This is a genomic window from Stenotrophomonas sp. Steno-Z2 (assembly GCF_056393235.1).
Genome location: NZ_JBWJOY010000011.1, coordinates 38,301 through 57,249, shown reverse-complemented (window position 1 = coordinate 57,249; position 18,949 = coordinate 38,301). Strand labels below are relative to the sequence as shown.

14 protein-coding genes are annotated in these 18,949 nt (G+C 70.2%); 3 read left to right on the top strand and 11 right to left on the bottom strand.

Features of this window, described 5'->3' with window-relative positions:
* Positions 1 to 57 precede the first annotated feature (57 nt).
* Together pdxY and AC06FP_RS16065 are read left to right on the top strand one after the other, a co-directional pair.
* Positions 58 to 966 (top strand): pyridoxal kinase, encoded by a 909-nt coding sequence (gene pdxY / locus AC06FP_RS16070; RefSeq protein WP_478076227.1) that lies wholly within the window; start codon positions 58 to 60, stop codon positions 964 to 966.
* Entirely contained in the window at positions 963 to 2,093 is a 1,131-nt protein-coding gene (locus tag AC06FP_RS16065) for a prephenate dehydrogenase (RefSeq protein WP_478076226.1), read from the top strand. Before pdxY ends, AC06FP_RS16065 begins: the two co-directional genes overlap by 4 nt.
* A gap of 329 nt (positions 2,094 to 2,422) precedes the next feature.
* On the opposite strand, the gene AC06FP_RS16060 is transcribed toward AC06FP_RS16065, so the two are convergent.
* The 5 genes from AC06FP_RS16060 to AC06FP_RS16040 all read right to left on the bottom strand — a co-directional run bounded on the left by AC06FP_RS16060 (position 2,423) and on the right by AC06FP_RS16040 (position 6,636).
* On the bottom strand, positions 2,423 to 2,614 hold the full coding sequence (locus AC06FP_RS16060) for a hypothetical protein (RefSeq protein ID WP_456116473.1): 192 nt from the start codon (positions 2,612 to 2,614) through the stop codon (positions 2,423 to 2,425).
* A 137-nt stretch (positions 2,615 to 2,751) separates the two neighbouring features.
* Positions 2,752 to 4,521: an ABC transporter transmembrane domain-containing protein gene (locus AC06FP_RS16055; RefSeq protein WP_478076225.1), complete on the bottom strand. Its 1,770-nt coding sequence runs from the start codon at positions 4,519 to 4,521 to the stop codon at positions 2,752 to 2,754.
* A gap of 38 nt (positions 4,522 to 4,559) precedes the next feature.
* The gene (locus AC06FP_RS16050; protein WP_478076224.1) at positions 4,560 to 5,150 is read right to left on the bottom strand and encodes an IMPACT family protein; all 591 of its coding nucleotides are present in this window, start codon (positions 5,148 to 5,150) and stop codon (positions 4,560 to 4,562) included.
* An 80-nt stretch (positions 5,151 to 5,230) separates the two neighbouring features.
* Positions 5,231 to 6,121 carry a hypothetical protein gene (locus AC06FP_RS16045; RefSeq protein WP_478076223.1) on the bottom strand — a complete coding sequence of 297 codons (891 nt, stop codon included), beginning with the start codon at positions 6,119 to 6,121 and terminating at the stop codon, positions 5,231 to 5,233.
* Entirely contained in the window at positions 6,118 to 6,636 is a 519-nt protein-coding gene (locus tag AC06FP_RS16040) for an RNA polymerase sigma factor (RefSeq protein ID WP_478076241.1), read from the bottom strand. The genes AC06FP_RS16045 and AC06FP_RS16040 overlap by 4 nt, the downstream gene beginning before the upstream one ends.
* A gap of 209 nt (positions 6,637 to 6,845) precedes the next feature.
* Between AC06FP_RS16040 and AC06FP_RS16035 the strand changes: the two genes are divergently transcribed.
* Positions 6,846 to 9,749: a putative bifunctional diguanylate cyclase/phosphodiesterase gene (locus tag AC06FP_RS16035; RefSeq protein ID WP_478076240.1), complete on the top strand. Its 2,904-nt coding sequence runs from the start codon at positions 6,846 to 6,848 to the stop codon at positions 9,747 to 9,749.
* Between the two features lie 223 nt (positions 9,750 to 9,972).
* Here AC06FP_RS16035 and AC06FP_RS16030 read toward each other — a convergent pair whose 3' ends face one another.
* The 6 genes from AC06FP_RS16030 to AC06FP_RS16005 form a co-directional block, all read right to left on the bottom strand.
* Entirely contained in the window at positions 9,973 to 10,566 is a 594-nt protein-coding gene (locus AC06FP_RS16030; RefSeq protein ID WP_478076222.1) for an LOG family protein, read from the bottom strand.
* 115 nt (positions 10,567 to 10,681) lie between these two features.
* Positions 10,682 to 12,118, bottom strand: a complete 1,437-nt coding sequence (lpdA, locus tag AC06FP_RS16025) for a dihydrolipoyl dehydrogenase (protein ID WP_478076221.1) — start codon at positions 12,116 to 12,118, stop codon at positions 10,682 to 10,684.
* 127 nt (positions 12,119 to 12,245) lie between these two features.
* Positions 12,246 to 13,448, bottom strand: a complete 1,203-nt coding sequence (gene sucB / locus AC06FP_RS16020; protein ID WP_456116466.1) for a dihydrolipoyllysine-residue succinyltransferase — start codon at positions 13,446 to 13,448, stop codon at positions 12,246 to 12,248.
* A gap of 42 nt (positions 13,449 to 13,490) precedes the next feature.
* Entirely contained in the window at positions 13,491 to 16,322 is a 2,832-nt protein-coding gene (locus AC06FP_RS16015) for a 2-oxoglutarate dehydrogenase E1 component (RefSeq protein WP_478076220.1), read from the bottom strand.
* A gap of 201 nt (positions 16,323 to 16,523) precedes the next feature.
* The gene (locus tag AC06FP_RS16010) at positions 16,524 to 17,429 is read right to left on the bottom strand and encodes a GNAT family N-acetyltransferase (protein WP_478076219.1); all 906 of its coding nucleotides are present in this window, start codon (positions 17,427 to 17,429) and stop codon (positions 16,524 to 16,526) included.
* Positions 17,426 to 18,871, bottom strand: coding sequence for a ribosomal protein uL16 3-hydroxylase (locus tag AC06FP_RS16005; protein WP_478076218.1), 1,446 nt, complete (start codon positions 18,869 to 18,871; stop codon positions 17,426 to 17,428). Before AC06FP_RS16005 ends, AC06FP_RS16010 begins: the two co-directional genes overlap by 4 nt.
* Between the last annotated feature and the right edge of the window lie 78 nt (positions 18,872 to 18,949).

Here is an 18,949-nt window from a genome sequence, read left to right as displayed (position 1 = left end):
TGGTTGCGTGCGCATCCATGCCCTCGGCCGTCGTTGCCGCAGGCGTAGAATGCGGCGATGAACGACGTCGACCACAGCCATCTCGTGCACGGTCGCCGGCAGCGCCCGGACGGGCCCTCGCCGGTGGACGTGATCTCCGTACAGTCGCAGCTGGTCTATGGCCACGCCGGCAACAGCGCGGCGGTGCCGCCGCTGCGCGCCCTGGGCCTGCGCGTGGCGGAGATTCCCACCACCCTGCTCAGCAATGCGCCGTTCTACGCGACGCTGCGCGGCCGCGTGCTGCCGGCGGACTGGTTCGCCGAACTGCTGCAGGGTGCCAGCGAGCGCGGCCTGCCGCAGCGCGCCGGCGCGCTGGTATCCGGTTATTTTGGCAGCGTCGCCAACGGCGCGGCCTTCGCCGACTGGCTCGACGGCGTGCTGCCGTCCTGCCCGGGCCTGCGCTACTGCCTGGACCCGGTGATCGGCGACACCCACACCGGGCCCTATGTCGAACCCGGGCTGGAACGCATCTTCGCCGAGCGCCTGCTGCCGCATGCATGGCTGGTCACGCCCAACGCCTTCGAGCTGGGGCGGCTGACCGGCATGCCGGCGCTGGAACAGGACGACGCCATCGCCGCCTCGCGCGTCCTGCTGGAGCGCGGCCCGCAGTGGGTGATCGCGCACTCGGTGTCCGGCGTGCCCGGCGAACTGGTGACGCTGGCGATCGGCCGCGACCAGGTCTGGCGCTGGGCTTCGCCGCACCTGCCGGTGGACGTGGCCGGCACCGGCGACGTGCTGATGTCGCTGCTGGTGGCATTCCTGCTCAAGGGCCATGCGTTCGAGGACGCGGTGGGCCGCGCCATCGCCGGCGTGCATGCCGCGCTGGAGGCGACGCTGGCCCAGGGCGTGGAGGAGTTCGACGTGCTGGCGGCGGCGCCGGCCGCGCTGGGCACGCCGTACCGGTTCCACGCCGAGCGGTTGGCATGAGCGTGGCGCAGGCGCCGGTGACGCCCGTCATCGGCATCGTCGGCAGCGGCGGCGCCTACGGCCGCTGGCTGCGCGGCTTCTTTCAGTCGCGCATGGGCCTGGAGGTGATCGGCCACGACCCGGTCGATGCCGCCTCGCAGACGCCGGAGCAGCTGCTGGAACGCGCCGACGTGCTGCTGTTCTCCGCGCCGATCCGGCATACGCCGGCGCTGATCGACGATTACGTGCGGCGCTCGGCCGGACGCGAGCGCGGCCGCCTGTGGCTGGACGTGACCTCGATCAAGAGCGCGCCGGTGGCGGCGATGCTGCGTTCGCAGGCCAGCGTGGCCGGCCTGCATCCGATGACCGCACCGCCCAAGGCGCCCACGCTCAAGGGCCGGGTGATGGTGGTGTGCCAGGCGCGCGTCGATGCGCCGTGGCAGCCGTGGCTGGAGCAGCTGTACGCCGCGCTGGAAGCCGAGTGCGTGCCGGCCACGCCCGAGCACCACGACCGGGTAATGGCGCTGGTGCAGGCGATGGTGCATGCCACCCACCTGGCGCAGGCCGGGGTGATGCGCGGCTACGCACCACTGCTCGGCGACCTGCAGGCGCTGATGCCGTACCGCTCGACCGCGTTCGAGCTGGATGCGGCGGTGATCTCGCGCATCCTGTCGCTGAACCCGGCGATCTACGAGGACATCCAGTTCGGCAATCCGCATGCGGGCGAGGTGCTGGATCGCCTGCTGGGGCAGCTGCAGCAGCTGCGCGCGCAGCTGGCCGATGGCAGCGATGCGGCGCGCGCGGCGTTCCGCAGCCAGTTCCTCGACGACAACCGCGCGGCGGTGGGCGAGCAGACCCTGCGCGACGGCAACTACAGCTTCGAGCGGCTGGGCTACCTGCTGGCCGACCTGACCGATACGCGCGCGATGAGCGTGCACCTGCCCGAGGACCGCGCCGGCTCGCTGCGCGAGCTGCTGCACGTGTTCGAACGGCATGGCATCAGCCTGTCCTCGATCCACTCCTCGCGCACCCCCGGCGGCGAGGTGCACTTCCGCATGGGCTTCGCGCAGCGCTACGCGCCGGCCGTGCTGGAAGCGGCCGCGCGCGAGATCGACCACAGCGGCATCGGCCGGGTGCTGGACCGCTGAGCGCGCGTTCATCCACAGCGGCTGTGGATGACCTGCGCACAAGCCTGTGGATGGATGCCGGCAGCCCTTGCGGCGCAAGGCTGTCAAGATGGCTGGTCAATTCCTGGCCAGCCATCGTCGCAGGTATCGGCGGATCGACGGCGGGCCATTCCGTCTGGCTGTGTCGCGTCGCTGCGTGCGTCCGCGCGTTGCCGCGCGCATTCATCCACAGCGGGTGTGGATGACCTGCGCACAAGCCTGTGGATGAACGCCGGCGGCCCTTGTCGCGCAAGGCTGTCAAGATGGCTGGTCAATTCTTCGCCAAGCGTATTCCTGCGCGCCCACGGGTTTCAGATCGTCAGCCGCAGCTCGCCGTCGAGGGTGGTGAATTCGCGCGCGTTGCGCCGCAGGTGGCGGCCGTCGTCCAGCTCATAGCGCGGCGTGGCGTCGCCATCGCCCGCGTTTCCCGGCTCGGGAATGAACTCGATGATGATGTGGCTCTCGCCATTGCTGTCGGTGGCGGGGAACTGGCGGAATGCCATGGCAACCTCCTGCGTGCATGCAACCCGGTTCGGCCGGGCCAGCGTGCTGCGCCGCGCGTTAGCCCGGCGTCGAGGGATGTTCGTCCGCGCGCGTGCATCGTCACGCGCGTCATGCGTGGTGCGCATCGCGCTGCGGTTCAGTCGATGAACTGCAGCCGCGCCAGTTCCGCGTACAGGCCGCCTTCGCGCAGCAACTGTTCGTGCGTGCCCTGCGCCACAATGCGACCGTGGTCCATCACCACGATGCGGTCGGCCTTGAGCACGGTCGCCAGGCGGTGCGCGATCACCAGCGTGGTGCGGCCGGCCATCAGCCGTTCCAGCGCTTGCTGCACCGCGCGTTCGCTCTGCGCGTCCAGCGCGCTGGTGGCTTCGTCCAGCAGCAGGATCGGCGCGTCCTTGAGCAGGGCGCGGGCGATGGCGATGCGCTGCTGCTGGCCGCCGGACAGGCGCGCGCCGCGCTCGCCCAGTTCGCTGGCGTAGCCCTCGGGCAGGGCACGGATGAAGTCGTCGGCCTCGGCGGCACGCGCGGCGGCGCGCACGTCCTCGTCGCTGGCCTGCAGGCGGCCGTAGCGGATGTTCTCCGCCGCGCTGGAGGCGAACAGCGCCGGCTGCTGCGGTACCAGCGCGATCCGTTCGCGCAGCGCCGCCGGTTCGGCCTGGCGCAGGTCGATGCCGTCGATGCTGATCGTGCCCGCGTCGGGATCGTGGAAGCGCAGCAGCAGCGACAGCACCGTGCTCTTGCCGGCGCCGGACGGGCCGACCAGGGCCACGGTCTCGCCCGGCCGCACATGCAGGGTGAAGCCTTCCAGCGCGGGCTGCCCCGGGCGCTGCGGGTAGTGGAACACCACGTCGTCGAAACGGATATCGCCGTGCAGCGGCGTGGGCAGGGCGAGCGGCATGGCCGGCGCGCGCACGCCGGGGCGTTCCTGCAGCAGCTCGGCGATGCGGCCCATGCCGCCGGCCGCGCGCTGCAGCTCGTTCCATACCTCGGCCAAGGCGCCGACCGAGCCGCCGCCGATCAGCGCATAGAACACGAACTGGCCCAGTTCGCCCTTGCTGATGCGCCCGGCGATGACGTCGTGCGCGCCGGACCACAGCACCAGCACCACCGCGCCGAACACCAGGGTGATGACGACGGCGGTGACCAGCGACTGGGTGCGGATGCGGCCGCGCGCGGTCGCCACCGCCACGCGCACCGCCTCGGCGAAGCGCCCGGTCTCATAGCCTTCGCGCGCGTGCGCCTGCACGGTGCGGACCGCGCCGAGGGTTTCGCTGGCGAGGTTGTTGGCATCGGCGACGCGGTCCTGGCTGGCGCGCGAGGCCTTCTCCAGGCGGCGCGCGCCGAGCACGATCGGCAGCACGGCCAGCGGGATGCCGACCAGGGTGAAGGCGGCCAGGCGCGGGCTGGTGACGAACAGCATCGCCAGGCTGCCGACCACGGTGACGGTACTGCGCAGCGCCACCGACATGCTGCTGCCGACCACGCTGCGCAGCAGCTCGCTGTCGGCCGACAGGCGCGAGACCAGCTCGCCGCTGCGGTTGCGGTCGTGGAACTGCGCATCCAGCCCGATCAGGTGCGCGTACAGTTGCCGGCGCAGGTCGGCCACGACCTTCTCGCCCAGCAGGGACACGAAGAAGAAGCGCGCCGCGCTGGCCGCGGCCAGCACCACCACCACGGCGAACACCAGCAGGAATACCTGGTCGATGTTGCTGCCGTTGCTGAAGCCGTCGTCGATCATGCGCCGGAACGCGACCGGGAAACTCAGCGTGGCCGCCGAGGCGACGGCCAGTGCCACCAGCCAGGCGACGAACAACCCCATGTGGCGGCGCACGAACGGCCACAGCGCACGCAGCGTGCCCAGCCGTGCCTTGGCGGAAGTGGGGGAAGCAGGTGCGGTTTCGGTCATGGGCGGGGCATCGGGAGAAGGGAGGGCCGGCACCGGCCTCAGCCGCCGGCGTCGAGCCAGCGCACCCTGTCACGGGTGGCGTCGCGCAGCTGGGTTTTCAAGCCGTCCACGCGGTCGGCGGGCAGTTCGATGGACAGCTGCGCGCCGTGCTCGTCGAACGCTTCGTCGAGTTTGTCGGCCGCGTGGGTGGCCAGCTGCGTGTACACGGTACCGAGTTCGTCGAACGGGCAGGCCAGCCGCAGCCGGCGCATCGCCACCAGCGGCAGGCGCGGCGCCAGCCGCAGGCATTCGGCCGCGGTGCCGCCATAGGCGCGCACCAGCCCGCCGGCGCCGAGCTTGATGCCGCCATACCAGCGGGTCACGACCACGGCCACGCGGTCGTAGCCCTGGCCGTCGATCGCGGCGAGGATGGGGCGCCCGGCGGTACCGGAGGGCTCGCCGTCGTCGCTGGAGCGGTATTCGTTGCCGCAGCGGTAGGCCCAGCAGTTGTGGGTGGCATCGGCCACCGCGACATCGGCGAGGAAGGACAGCGCATCGGCCGCGCTGCCGATCGGCGTGGCCTGGGCAAGGAAACGGCTGTGCTTGATCTCCAGCACGTGGCTGGCGGGCGCGGCGAGGGTATCGGGCATCGCGCACATTCTAGGCGGCCGGCCGATGGTTTTGCCGGATCAGGCTCCCTGCTGGCCGGCGGCGGAGAGCCGCGCGCCGCTCAGTCGGCCAGCAGCGGCCGCAGATCGCGCGGAATGCGCGCTTCCGGATAGGCCTGCACGAAACGCGCCAGGCTGGCGCGCGCGGCATCGGCATCGCCTTCGTCGCGACGGGAGCGGATGCGCTCCAGCCACTTCCGGCGCGGGAGCCGGGCGTCCTCGTCGATGCCGTCCGGCGCGACGACCGCGACGCTGGCCTGTTCGCGCAGCACGGAACCGGTCGTGCGCACCGCTCCATCGGCAAGGGGCTGCGGCGCGCTGGAGCGCAGCCGCATCGCCGCCGGTGCAGCCTGCTGCGCCGGTGCTTCGACGACCACGGGCGCGGGCTCCAGAACGTAACTGGCCGATGCCGATGGTGCGGGCGGCGGCGGTGGCGCGGCGGCCGCGCGCGCCGGCGACGGTGCGGATTCCTGCCGGGGCGTGGACCTGGCTTCGGCCTTGGCGGCCCGAACCGGAGCGACCGGTGGCGGTGGTGGTGCCGGCCGTGCGGCGGCTGCCTCGGGTGCGGCCGGTGGTGCAGGCATCGCTCCCCCGGACGCAGCGTCCGCTGCCGGCGCTTCCTGCGCAGCGGTGGGAGCGGCGAGGGGCGGCGGCGGTACCGACGGCGGCACCGGCCGCAGCTGCCAGGCCAGGCCGACCGCCAGCACCAGGGAGGCGGCCACGGCCAGCGACGACACCAGCCCGCGGCGCCGGCGATGCCGCGAAGGCGAGGCACTGACGGTGAACGCAGCCGGCGGCGCGGAAGGCCGCGGAGGCGGCGCTGCGGACGGTTCGCGCGCAAGCGCGGCGATGGCCGCGTCGGTGCCTGCCGACGGTGCGAGATCCGCGGCCGGGCGGCCCAGCAGCCGCGCCAGTTCGCGCTCTTCGGGAGTCAGGGGCTCGGACATGTTCATTCGCTCAACCTCGCGCGCAGCTTGTCCATCGCATAGCGCAGCCGCGACTTGACGGTTTCCCGGCCCACGCCGGTGATCTGCCCGATCTCCTCCAGGCTCAGTTCCTGTTCCAGGCGCAGGATCAGGACCTCCTGCTGTTCCTGCGGCAGTTCGGCCATCGCCTGGCGCAGCTGCAGCCGCTGCGCCTGCTCGTCGGCCAGCAGCTCCGGCGTGCAGGTGTCGGCCAGGCGCGCGGTGCGTTCATCGGCATCGTCCGGCGTCGCCGGCCGGTGCCGGGCGGCGCGCCAATGATCGTTCAGGCGGTTGTGGGCGATGCGGAACAGCCAGGTGGCGAAGGCCGCCTCCGGCTTCCAGCCCGAGCGGGCATGGATCAGCCGCTGCCACACGTCCTGGAACAGTTCCTCGGCCAGCGAGCGGTCGCGCAGCTGGCCCAGCAGGTAATGGAACAGGCGCGCGCGATGGCGCGCATACAGTTCGGCGAACGCCGCGCCGTCGCCCTCGGCGTAGGCCAGCATCAGCGCTTCGTCGGTCGGGGCTTGGACGGCGGTATCCACGTGCCGCAGCCTAAGCGCTCGCCGCGCCACTGCCTAGTCGCCTGCCGGCGCGGGCCGGTCCGCGTTCAGGAAATGTCGATGCCTGCGCACCGGAGCCGGGGCCAGCGGCGTTATGCTGCACCCCAGGGGGGAGTTCTGGAGCGCCGGAACCCGGAAAAAACATGGAGATCATGTCGCACAGCCAATCCGACGTGCATGCCGGCAACGGACGCGTGGACACCGATTCGCCTGCCAACCGCGTGGTGGCGACGCTGCATGGGCTGCTGCCGCAGGGCAGCGCCGTGGCGTTGGCCTGGGACGACGCGGTGCTCGGCCAGGGCGACTGCGTCAGCCCCGGGGCGGACGCGCTGCGCGGCGCCGTGCGTGGCCTGCTGGCGGGCGCGCCGTTGCCGGACGGCCTGCGCCAGCCGCTGATGGAAAGCTGGACCGACGGCGATGGCGGCGCGCGCATCGTGGTGCTGGCCGAGGTCGATGCCTCGTTTTCCGGGGCGCAGCGGCAGGCCTGGCTGGGCACGGCGCATGCGCTGGTCGCGGCGGTGCTGGTGTCGCTGCGGCAGGGCGTGCAGATCGAACAGCTCGAGCGCGCCAAGCGCCTGCAGCGCGCCCTGTTCGAGATCGCCGACCTGGCCGGCAGCGACCTGGAAATGCCGCAGATGCTGGCCCAGTTCCACCGCATCCTGTGCACGCTGATGTATGCGGACAACTGCTACATCGTCGAGTGCGACGAGCACCAGAGCAGCCTGCGCTTCCTGTATTTCGCCGACACCCTGGACAATTTCGCGCCGCACCCGGAGCGGCGTTTCCGCTTCGAGGAAATGCAGGACAGCCTGACCTTCGCGGTGCTGCGCCAGGGCCGGACCATGCACGGCCCGTCGCGCGAACTGCTGCAGGTGCTGGACCAGCAGCATTCGGTGCACAGCGGTCCGGACAGTGCCGACTGGCTGGGCGTGCCGATGTGGCGCGACAGCGCGGTATGCGGCGCGATCGTGGTGCAGAGCTACGAGACCGGCGTGCAGTACGGCGACGAGGACCGCGCCGTGCTCAATTTCGTGGCCAAGCACATCCTGACCGCGATGGACCGGCGCCAGGCGCATGTGCAGCTGGAGCAGCACGTGCAGCGGCGCACCCTGGAGCTGGAGCGGGCCAACGCCAGCCTGCAGGACGAGATCCAGGAGCGGCGCCGCGCCGAGGCCCTGCAGGCGGCGCTGTTCAATGTTTCCGAGCTGGCCATGAGCTGCGGCAGCCAGGCCGAGTTCCATGCCGAAGTGCACCGGGTGATCGACGGCCTGCTGGACGCCAGCAATTTCTACATCGCGCTGGTCAACGAGCAGGGCGACGGGCTGGATTTCGTCTATTCGGTGGACGAGTTCAACCGGGTGCGCGCCTCGCGCTCCTTCAGCGGCGGCCTGACCGAGTACACCATCCGCAGCGGCCAGCCGCTGCTGGCCACGCGCGCGCAGATCGACGCGCTGATTGCGCGCGGCGACGTGCGCGAGTTCGGCGCCAAGTCGCAGTGCTGGCTCGGCGTTCCGTTGTTCAGCGACGACGAGGTGGTGGGCGTGATCGCGGTGCAGAGCTACAACCCGCAGGTCACCTTCACCGCGCACGACCAGCGCCTGCTCGCGTTCGTGGCGCGCAACATCGGCAACAGCCTGGCGCGCCAGCGCGACCGCAACCGCCTGCTGCAGGCGCATGCCGAGCTGGAGCGGCGCGTGGCCGAACGCACCCGCGAGCTGGGCGAGGTCAACCAGAAGCTGCTGGCGCAGATCGGCGAGCGCATGCGCGTGGAGCAGCGCCTGACCCACCTGGCGATGCACGACGTGCTGACCGGCCTGCCCAACCGCCTGCAGCTGCTGGAGAAGCTGGAGGAGGCCATCGAACACGCGCAGCTGGGCGTGGGCCCGATGTTCGCGCTGCTGTTCCTGGACCTGGACCGCTTCAAATGGGTCAACGACAGCATCGGCCACGCCGCCGGCGACCGCATGCTGGTGGAAGTGGCGCAGCGCCTGGTCGGCATGCTGCGCAGCGACGACGTGGTGGCGCGCCTGGGCGGCGACGAGTTCGCGCTGCTGGTGCGCTGCGACGGCGCCGAGGCGGCGATGGAGGTCGGGCGGCGCCTGCTGCGTTCGCTGGAGCACTCGATGTGGGTGGACGGGCGCGAACTGTTCCCTTCGGGCAGCATCGGCATCGCGCTGTGGAGCCCGCGCTACACCTCCGGCGCCGAGCTGCTGCGTGACGCCGACGCGGCGATGTACCGGGCCAAGGGCATGGGCCAGGACCGCTGCATGGTGTTCGACGAGGCCATGCGCGAGCAGTCGCTGCAGAGCCTGGAACTGGAAGCTGACCTGCGCCGGGCCATCATCAGCAATGACTTCCTGCCGTTCTACCAGCCGATCGTGTCGCTGGCCGATGGCTGCGTGGTCGGCCACGAGGCGCTGCTGCGCTGGCAGCACGAGGGCAGGGGGCTGCTGCTGCCGGGCGAGTTCATCTCGCTGGGCGAGGAAAGCGGCCTGATCGAGCAGGTGGACTGGCTGATCTACGAGCAGGTGGTGCGCGACCTGGCGGGCACGGCGTCGGGCTATGTGTCGGTGAACGTATCGCCGCGCCATTTCCGTTCATCGGAGTTCGCCGCGCGCCTGCTCGACCTGCTGGACGCGGCCGGCGCCGATCCGGGCCGGCTGCGGGTGGAGATCACCGAGATGGCGCTGCTGGAGGACGCGCCGCGCACGCTGCGCATCCTGCATCAGCTGCGCGAGCGCGGCATCGTGGTGCAACTGGACGACTTCGGCACCGGTTACTCGGCGCTGTCCTACCTGCACCGTTTCCCGATCAGCGCCTTGAAGATCGACCGCAGCTTCGTGGCCGGGCTGCATGCCGACAACGGCAAGAGCACCCAGGCCCTGGTCGAGGGCGTGGTGTCGCTGGCGCGCACGCTGGGCATCGAGACCATCGGCGAGGGCGTGGAGGACGAACGCCAGCTGCGCACCCTGCTGGAAATGGGCTGCAATTTCGGCCAGGGCTACCTGCTCGGCCATCCGCTGCCGCGCGAGGCGACGCTGCGGAAAATGGAGTGAGCGAGCTTTCGCCGCGTTGCAGGTGCAGCACGTGCCTACCGCAACGCAGCCCACAGCTTTTCATCGAACCGCGCCACGCTGGCAGTGGCGGCGCCGACAATGTTTACCGCGTCGCCACGCACCAATGATTTACCGCAACGCGGCCCGTAGCTTTTCATCGAACCGCGCCACGCTGGCAGCGGCGGCGCCGGCAATGTTCACCGCGTCGCCACGCGCCAATGACTTACCGCAACGCAGCCCGTAGCTTCTCATCGAACCACTTGTCCGCCTGCGCCGGCGAATACGCACGCATCCACGCCAGCATCCGCTCGGCGTCGTCGCCGTACCACAGGTCCTGGCGCTGCTCCGGGTGCAGGAAGCGTTCTTCCACCATGTGGTCGATCATGCCGATCAGCTTGGCGTAGAAACCGTCGATGTCGAGGAAGGCGCAGGGCTTCTTGCCGATGCCGAGCTGGCGCCAAGTCAGCATCTCGAAGATCTCTTCGGCGGTGCCGAAGCCGCCGGGCAGGGCGACGAAGGCGTCGGACAGGTCGAACATGCGCGACTTGCGTTCGTGCATGGAGCCGACGATCTCCAGCGTGGTCACGCCCTGGTGCGCGACTTCCAGGTCCACCAGGTGCTGCGGGATCACCCCGGTGACCTCGCCGCCGGCGGCCAGCACGCCATCGGCCACCGCGCCCATCAGCCCCGTGCGGCCGCCGCCGTACACCAGGCGCAGGCCTTCCTGGGCGATGCGCCTGCCCAGTTCGGTGGCGCGCTCGACGTAGACGGGTCTGGCGCCGGGATTGGAGCCGCAATAAACGCAGATGGACTTCATGGGTGTTCCTGGAAACGGAGGTGTGCGGATCGCGCCGGTGGGCGGGCGCGATCGGGGAATGCAGAAGCAAGAAGGCTCCGCCGGGGCGGAGCCTTCTCGGTCAGGCCGGTGTCGCTCAGTTGGCCTTGTGGATGGCGCGCTTGCTGACCGCCATCGCCGCGTCGTGGATCACTTCCGACAGCGACGGGTGGGCGTGGCAGATGCGGGCCAGATCGTCGGCCGAACCGCTGAACTCCATGGTCAGCACGCCTTCGTGCACCAGTTCGGAGACGTTGGCGCCGACCAGGTGCATGCCCAGCACCCGATCGGTTTCGGCATGGGCCAGCACCTTGACGAAGCCGGCCGGCTCCATCATCGCCACGGCGCGGCCGTTGGCGGCGAACGGGAAGCTGCCGGCCTTGTACGGGATGCCCTCGGCCTTGAGCTGGGCTTCGGTCTTGCCGACCCAGGCCAGTTCCGGCTCGGTGTAGATCACCCACGGGATGGTGTCGAAGTTGACATGGCCCGGCAGGCCAGCGATCAGCTCGGCCACCGCGATGCCTTCCTCGAAGCCCTTGTGCGCCAGCATCGGGCCGCGCACGCAGTCGCCGACCGCCCACACGCCATCGACGCCGGTGTGGCAGTGGTCGTCGACCACGATCTGGCCACGCTCGTTGACCTGCACGCCGGTGCCGTCGGCCAGCAGGCCCTTGGTGGCGGCGCGGCGGCCCACGGCCACCAGCAGCTTGTCCACGGTCAGGGTCTTCTCGCCTTCGCCGTCGGTGTAGGTGACGACCACTTCCTTCTTCTTGTCCTTGCCGGTCACTTCGGTCTTGCTGACCTTGGCGCCGAGCTTGATGTCCAGGCCCTGCTTCTTGAACTCGCGCGCGGCGACCTTGGCCACTTCGGCATCGGCGGCGGCCAGGAACTCCGGCATCGCCTCGAGGATGGTGACTTCGGCGCCCAGGCGCTTCCACACGCTGCCCAGTTCCAGGCCGATCACGCCGGCGCCGATCACCGCCAGGCGCTGCGGCACTTCGGCGAAGTCCAGCGCGCCGACGTTGTCGACGATGGTCTCGCCATCGAACTTGGCGAACGGCAGCTCGATCGAATCCGAACCGGCGGCGATGATGACGTTGGTACCCTTCAGCTCGACCTCGCTGCCGTCATGCTGCTTGACCTTGACGATGTTGCCGGCCTGCAGCTGGCCGAAGCCGTAGTAGGCGGCGACCTTGTTGGCCTTGAACAGCTGGGCGATGCCGCCGGTGAACTGCTTCACGATGGCGTCCTTGCGGCCGACCATCTTCTCCACGTCCATCTTCGCGTCCTTGAAGCTGATGCCATGGTCGCCAAAGATGTGGCCCATGTTCCAGTACTGGCGCGAGGAGTCCAGCAGCGCCTTGGACGGGATGCAGCCCACGCGCAGGCAGGTGCCGCCCAGCGCCGGCTTGCCGTCCTTGCCCAGCGCCGCGTCGATGCAGGCGGTCTTCAGGCCCAGCTGGGCGGCGCGGATGGCGGCGTGGTAGCCGGCCGGGCCGGCACCGATGACGACGACGTCGAATTGTTCAGCCATTTGAGATTCCTTGTTTCCTGTCCCTTCTCCCGCCGGGAGAAGGTGGCGCGAAGCGCCGGATGAGGGTGCGGGTGAGGCTTGCCCTCACCCCAACCCCTCTCCCGGAGGGAGAGGGGCTGCAGGCCTGTTACAGGCCGAACAGCATGCGGCCCGGGTTTTCCAGCTGGTTCTTGATGTCCACCAGGAACTGCACCGCGTCCTTGCCGTCGATGATGCGGTGGTCGTAGGACAGCGCGATGTACATCATCGGCGCGATCACGACCTGGCCGTTCTCGGCGATCGGGCGTTCCTTGATCGTGTGCATGCCGAGGATGGCGCTCTGCGGCGGGTTGACGATCGGGGTCGACATCAGCGAGCCGAAGGTGCCGCCGTTGGTGACGGTGAAGGTGCCGCCCTGCAGGTCGTCCAGCGACAGCTTGCCGTCGCGCGCCTTCTTGGCGTAGTCGGCGATGCCCTTCTCGATGTCGGCGAAGGACATGCGCTCGACGTTGCGCAGCACCGGCGTCACCAGGCCCTTGTCGGTGGACACGGCGATGGAGATGTCCGAGTAGCCGTGGTAGATGATGTCGTCGCCGTCGACCGAGGCGTTGACCAGCGGGAAGCGCTGCAGCGCGTTGGCGGCGGCCTTCACGAAGAAGCTCATGAAGCCCAGCTTGATGCCGTGCGCCTTCTGGAACTCGTCCTGCAGTTCCTTGCGCGCGGCCGACACCTTGGCCAGGTTGACTTCGTTGAACGAAGTCAGCATGGCGATGGATTCCTTGGACTGCATCAGGCGCTCGGCGATGCGCTTGCGCATGCGGGTCATCGGCACGCGCTCTTCCGGACGCGCGCCGCCGGCCTTGCCGACGCCGCCGTTGCGGGCGAAGTTGACGATGTCTTCCTTGGTCACCGCGCCGCGACGGCCGGTGCCTTCCACGTCGGCCGGGTTCACGCCTTCGGTGATGGCCGAGAAGCGCGCGCCCGGGGGCAGGGCGTCGGCGGCCGACCTGGCGGCCGGGGCCGGCGCGGCGGCAGCGGCGGCCGGAGCCGGGGCGGCCGGCGCAGCGGCCTTCGGCGCCTCGGCGGCTGCCGGGGCCGGCGCGGCGGCGACGGCGCCTTCCTCGATGATCGCCACGACCTGGCTGCTGGTCACGGTGGCGCCTTCGGGGAACTTGATCTCCTTGATCACGCCATCGACCGGCGACGGGACCTCGAGCACGACCTTGTCGGTTTCCAGGTCAAGCAGGTTTTCGTCGCGCTTGACCGCGTCGCCGACCTTCTTGTGCCAGGTGGCGATGGTGCCGTCAGCGACGGATTCGGGCAGTACCGGGGCTTTGACTTCGGTGGCCATGCAGGGGCTTCCTGGTTCGTATTCTTCGTGAAAGGGGGAGAGTTATTCAGCGAACTGGTCGTTGAAGGGGTTGACCAGCGCATCGGCGAGCAGCTGCTGCAGTTCGCGCAGGTGGTCGGCCATGTGGCCGACGGCCGGCGACGGCGAACGCGGGCGGCCAGCGTAGTGCAGGTTCTGGCCGTCGGCCAGGCAGGCCTGCAGGTGGTGGCGGATCTGGTACCACGCACCCTGGTTCATCGGCTCTTCCTGGCACCACACCACGTCGGCGGCCTTGCCGTACTTCTTCAGTTCGGCGGCCAGCTGCGGGCGCGGGAACGGGTACAGCTGCTCCACGCGGATGATGGCCACGTCGTCCTGGCCGCGCTTGGTCTGGTCTTCCAGCAGGTCGTAGTAGACCTTGCCCGAGCACAGCACCACGCGCTTGACCTTCCTGGCGTCCGCGGTGGCGTCGCCGATCAGGTGCTGGAACTCGCCGTTGGCCAGTTCGTCCAGGGTGGAGACGGCCAGCTTGTGGCGCAGCAGCGACTTGGGCGACATCACCACCAGCGGCTTGCGGGTGGTCATGCACAGCTGGCGGCGCAGCATGTGGAAGGCCTGCGCCGGGGTCGACGGCACGCAGACCAGCATGTTCTCCAGCGCGCACAGCTGCAGGAAGCGCTCCAGGCGCGCCGAGCTGTGTTCCGGGCCCTGGCCTTCGTAGCCGTGCGGCAGCAGCAGGGTCAGGCCGGAAATGCGGCCCCACTTGGCCTCGCCGGAGGCGATGAACTGGTCGATCACCACCTGGGCGCCGTTGGCGAAGTCGCCGAACTGGCCTTCCCAGATGCACAGGGTGTTGGGATCGGTGGTGGAGAAGCCGTACTCGTAGGCCATCACCGCCTCCTCGCTGAGCAGCGAGTCGATGACGGTGGCCTGTTCCGGCGACTGCACCAGCTGGCGCAGCGGCAGGTAATAGGCGTCGGTCTTCTGGTCGTGCAGGATCGCGTGGCGGTGGGTGAAGGTGCCGCGGCCGACGTCCTGGCCGACCAGGCGCAGGCCATGGCCCTGGTCGAGCAGGGTGGCGTAGGCCAGGTTCTCGGCGAAGCCCCAGTCGCCCGGGATCTCGCCGGCGGCCATCCTGCGGCGGTCGTCGTAGACCTTGGCCACGCGCGAGTGCAGTTCCACGCCCTCGGGGATGGTGTTGATCAGCTTGGCCAGGCGGGTCAGCTCGGCCATCGGCACCTGGGTGCTGACCGGGTCGGACAGCTTGCCGGCCAGCAGCTTCGGCCAGTCCACGTACAGACGGCTGGTCGGCGGGGTCTTCTCGACCTTGGCCAGCTCGGTGGTGACCTCGCCCGAATCGAGCTTCTCGCGGTAGGCATCGACCAGCGCCTTGCCGCCGTTGGCCGGGATCACGCCGGCGGCTTCCAGCTTCTCGGCGTACAGCTCGCGGGTGGTCTTGTGCTTGCGGATCACCTGGTACATCAGCGGCTGGGTGATCGCCGGCTCGTCGGCTTCGTTGTGGCCCCAGCGGCGGTAGCAGACCAGGTCGATCACTACGTCCTTGTGGAACTGCTGGCGGAAGTCGTAGGCCAGCTGCGCGGCGAACACCACCGCTTCCGGGTCGTCGCCGTTCACGTGCAGGACCGGCGCGCCGACCATCTTGGCGATGTCGGTGCAGTACAGGGTCGAGCGCGAGTCGTCGCGGTTGGAGGTGGTGAAGCCGACCTGGTTGTTGATGACGATGTGCACGGTGCCGCCGACGGCGAAGCCGCGCGCCTGCGACATCTGGAACAGCTCCATCACCACGCCCTGGCCGGCGAACGCGGCGTCGCCGTGGATCAGGATCGGCATGACCTGGCGGCGCGCGGTGTCGCCGCGGCGCTCCTGGCGCGAACGCACCGAGCCGGCGACCACCGGGTCGACGATCTCCAGGTGCGACGGGTTGAACGCCAGCGCCAGGTGCACCGGGCCGCCGGCGGTGGCGACGTCGGCCGAGAAGCCCATGTGGTACTTCACGTCGCCGGCGACGGCGCGGTCGTCGTGCTCGAAGCGGCCTTCGAATTCGTCGAACAGCTTGCGCGGGTTCTTGCCCAGGGTGTTGACCAGCACGTTCAGGCGGCCGCGGTGGGCCATGCCGATCACCACATCCTTGACGCCGTCCTTGCCGGCGCTGCGGATCACCGTGTCCATCATCGGGATCAGCGAGTCGCCGCCTTCCAGCGAGAAGCGCTTCTGGCCGACGTACTTGGTGTGCAGGTAGCGTTCCAGGCCCTCGGCGGCGGTCAGGCGCTCCAGGGTGCGGCGCTGGGTGTCGGCATCGAGGTTGTAGTTGCCGCCGGCGTTCTCCAGGCGCTGGTACAGCCACTGGCGCTGGTCGACTTCGGCGATGTACATGAACTCGGCGCCGATGGAGCCGGTGTAGGTCGCCTTCAGGCGCGCCAGCAGGTCGCGCAGCTTCATGCGCGGCTGGCCGCCGACGCCGCCGGTGCTGAACTCGTCGTTGAGGTCGGCATCGGACAGGTGGTGGAAGGCCAGGCCCAGGTCGGGCGGGTTGACCGGCGGGGTCAGGCCCAGCGGGTCGAGCTGCGCGCCGAGATGGCCGCGCGAGCGGTAGGCGGTGATCAGGCGTCCGACGTTGCGCTCGCGCTCGTCGCCGCCGCCGGCACTGGCCGCGGCGCTGGAGGCGTTGCGGCCGGCCTCGGCGATGTGGGCGATGACGGCCGAATGCGGGACATCACCTGCCTCGCGGCCCTTGAAGCCATCGAAGTAGGACTTCCATTTGGGGTCCACACTGTCCGGGGAGACGAGGTACTGCTCGTACAGGTCCTCGATATAGGAGGCGTTGCCGCCGGCGAGTTGCGATGACTGCGCAAACTGCTTCAGGAGATTGTCCACGATGGAGGGTCGGATTCGCTTGTGGGGTATGGCGTCTGGAACCGGCGGGACCTTGCAGCAGGACGCCGCGCGGGCGTGATGAAACCGCTGAATTATACCCTCGCGGGGACAGGAAGGGGCACACACGCTGTCCACCGGGTTAATGCCAGGCCATATCCTCGGGCTGATGTCGGGCCATGCCTTGTCCCGGCCCGACAGCGCTCAGATGCCCAGTGTCCGCAAGCCTTCGCAGAGGCCTGCCGCGTCCCATGCGCGCTGGAACAGCGCGTCCTGCTGGCGGGCATGTGCGGGCATGTCCAGCGCCAGTCCGCCGTCGCCGCGTTCGCCCATTGGACGAAAGTAGCAGTCGCCGTTGTCGTTGACCGCGCAGGCCGGTGCCAGCGCGGCATCGGCCGGGTCTGCCGGCTGGCGCAGCTGGAACACGCTGGGCAGCCGCTGGACGAGCGCGAGCAGGGGCGCGGGCAGGGCCGCCAGGTCGCCGTCGTGCAGCAGCACCAGCGCCTGCTTGTCGTGGCGCGCGGTGGCGAAGCGGCGCAGCGCCTGCAGCACGGCCGGCTGGCCGAGCCGCGTGGCATCGCCGTCGCGGCAGCCGAGCAGCAGGCGGCGCCGGGCGCGGTGGATCACCGCCGACAGCGCCGCTTCGGCCTGGGCCGCGTCGCGCACGCGCATGGCGCCATCCATGCGGCGGCGCATGGTCTGGTGGACGATCCCGGCTTCCTCGAACTCCGCGCCTTCGGGCAGGAAACCGTTGCGCGCGTAGAAGTCGCGGGCGTGGACCTGCGCATGCAGGGACACCTCGCCCCAGCCGCGGCGGGCGGCCTCGGCCACCAGCGCCTGCAGCAGCGCCTCGCCCACGCCCTGGCCGCGCCAGCCGGGCAGGACCGCCATGCGGCCGATGCGCCGCTGCGGGGTCAGCCGGCCGGTGCCGATGGCAAGGCCACCGGCATCCAGCGCCACCACGTGGTGGCTGAGCGGGTCCAGGTCGTCGGTTTCCAGCTCGGCCGGCACCTGCTGCTCGCCCACGAACACGGCGTGGCGCACGCCGTGCAGCAGCGCGTGCCGCGCGGCGTAGTCGGCCGCCTCGACGTGGAACGCCGCGGACGTCATGCCGCCGGGCTGTCCTCGTCGCCGTCGTCGCAGATCACCACGACCTCGACGCCTTCCTCGTTCACCTGCACGGTGTCGATGGCGCCGCTGGCCGGTTCGCCTTCGCCGGCCTGGGCGTATTCGAACACCTCGATCTCGAGTTCCGGGGCGTCGGCCTCGTCGTCGAAATCGTCGGCGGGCTGTTCCTCCATGACCTCGAGCGCGTCCTGCTCGGCCTGCATCGCCGCCAGGGTCTCGGCGTCGAGCAGCTGGTAGTGGCCGCCGGCCAGCAGTTCCAGCACGGCGCTGCGGCCCTTGGCCGACAGCTTGCGGAACATGGCCGCGTCGATCCGCTCGGCGGCGGCCAGGCCCTGCGCGTCCCGGACCGGCAGCGCGAAGGCATGGCCGCTGCTGTACAGCGTCGCGCCGCGGGTGGCGCGGCGCCAGGCCAGCCGCGCCCACGGGTGGCGTTCGAGCAGGCCGCCTTCGTCCAGCACCGTGTCCACGTCCGCCGGGGCGGGCGGCGCCTGCGAAGGCAGGATGTCGCCGGCGGCGCGGTAGGTGGTGATGAAGCGGCCGAACCAGTCGCCGAGGCGGTCCGGGTCGTTCATGCGCAGCGCGTTGAGCGCGGCGACCACCCGCTTCATCGCCGCCGCGTCGATCTCGTTGGGGTCTTCCGGCAGCTTCAGGTCCGGGTCCTGGTAGCGGATGGCCTCGTCGGCGTCGGCCACCAGGTCGTCCAGCCAGTCGCTGATCAGCTCGGCCGAGGACGGCGCGCGCATGCCGAAGGAGAAGGTCAGGCACGGGTCCTCGGCCACGCCGTGGTGCGGCACGTTCGGCGGCAGATACAGCATGTCGCCCGGTTCCAGCACCCAGTCGTGGGTTGGCTTGAATTTGCGCAGCAGCTTCAGTTCGACGTCGGGGCGGAAGTCCAGCGGCGGGCGCCTGCCCTTGATCGACTCGCTGGCGTCGATCTGCCAGCGGCGGTGGCCGTGGGCCTGCAGCAGGAAGACGTCGTACTGGTCGACGTGGGCGCCGACCGAGCCGCCGGTGGCGGCGAAGCTGATCATCACATCGTCCATGCGCCAGCGCGGCAGGAAGTCGAAGTGCCCGATCAGCGCGCGCACGTCCGGGTCCCACTTGTCCACGTCCTGCACCAGCAGGGTCCAGTCGTGGTCGGGCATGCCCGGGAAATCGTCTTCCTGGAACGGGCCGGTGCGCAGGCTCCAGCCGTCGGTGGCGCGGTCGTGGGTGACCAGGCGCGCCAGCGCGCCGTCCTCGCAGGCCAGGCCGGCGAGGTCTTCGGGCATTACCGGGCTGTGGAAATCCGCGAACGCGCCGCGGATCAGCAGCGGGCGCTTCTGCCAGTAGTCGCGCAGGAAGCGCTCGGCGGGCATGCCGAGCATCTGCCCGGGGCGGGCCTGGACTTCGATCGGATGGGTCTTGCTCTTGGGTGCGGCCATGGGGAATCCTTGCGACGGAAAGCTGGGCGCATGTCATGCGCAGGCGCGCATTGTCCGCTGCTTTGGCGGATTTGGCAC

What these genes read in the sequence shown, in the direction of transcription:
- AC06FP_RS16030 (WP_478076222.1), bottom strand. Translation starts at nt 10,566, where the DNA reads ATGAAGTCCATCTGCGTTTATTGCGGCTCCAATCCCGGCGCCAGACCC.
- AC06FP_RS16035 (WP_478076240.1), top strand. Translation starts at nt 6,846, where the DNA reads ATGTCGCACAGCCAATCCGACGTGCATGCCGGCAACGGACGCGTGGAC.
- pdxY (WP_478076227.1), top strand. Translation starts at nt 58, where the DNA reads ATGAACGACGTCGACCACAGCCATCTCGTGCACGGTCGCCGGCAGCGC.
- lpdA (WP_478076221.1), bottom strand. Translation starts at nt 12,118, where the DNA reads ATGGCTGAACAATTCGACGTCGTCGTCATCGGTGCCGGCCCGGCCGGC.
- AC06FP_RS16010 (WP_478076219.1), bottom strand. Translation starts at nt 17,429, where the DNA reads ATGACGTCCGCGGCGTTCCACGTCGAGGCGGCCGACTACGCCGCGCGG.
- AC06FP_RS16050 (WP_478076224.1), bottom strand. Translation starts at nt 5,150, where the DNA reads ATGCCCGATACCCTCGCCGCGCCCGCCAGCCACGTGCTGGAGATCAAG.
- AC06FP_RS16005 (WP_478076218.1), bottom strand. Translation starts at nt 18,871, where the DNA reads ATGGCCGCACCCAAGAGCAAGACCCATCCGATCGAAGTCCAGGCCCGC.
- AC06FP_RS16065 (WP_478076226.1), top strand. Translation starts at nt 963, where the DNA reads ATGAGCGTGGCGCAGGCGCCGGTGACGCCCGTCATCGGCATCGTCGGC.
- AC06FP_RS16055 (WP_478076225.1), bottom strand. Translation starts at nt 4,521, where the DNA reads ATGACCGAAACCGCACCTGCTTCCCCCACTTCCGCCAAGGCACGGCTG.
- sucB (WP_456116466.1), bottom strand. Translation starts at nt 13,448, where the DNA reads ATGGCCACCGAAGTCAAAGCCCCGGTACTGCCCGAATCCGTCGCTGAC.
- AC06FP_RS16045 (WP_478076223.1), bottom strand. Translation starts at nt 6,121, where the DNA reads ATGAACATGTCCGAGCCCCTGACTCCCGAAGAGCGCGAACTGGCGCGG.
- AC06FP_RS16040 (WP_478076241.1), bottom strand. Translation starts at nt 6,636, where the DNA reads ATGCTGGCCTACGCCGAGGGCGACGGCGCGGCGTTCGCCGAACTGTAT.
- AC06FP_RS16060 (WP_456116473.1), bottom strand. Translation starts at nt 2,614, where the DNA reads ATGGCATTCCGCCAGTTCCCCGCCACCGACAGCAATGGCGAGAGCCAC.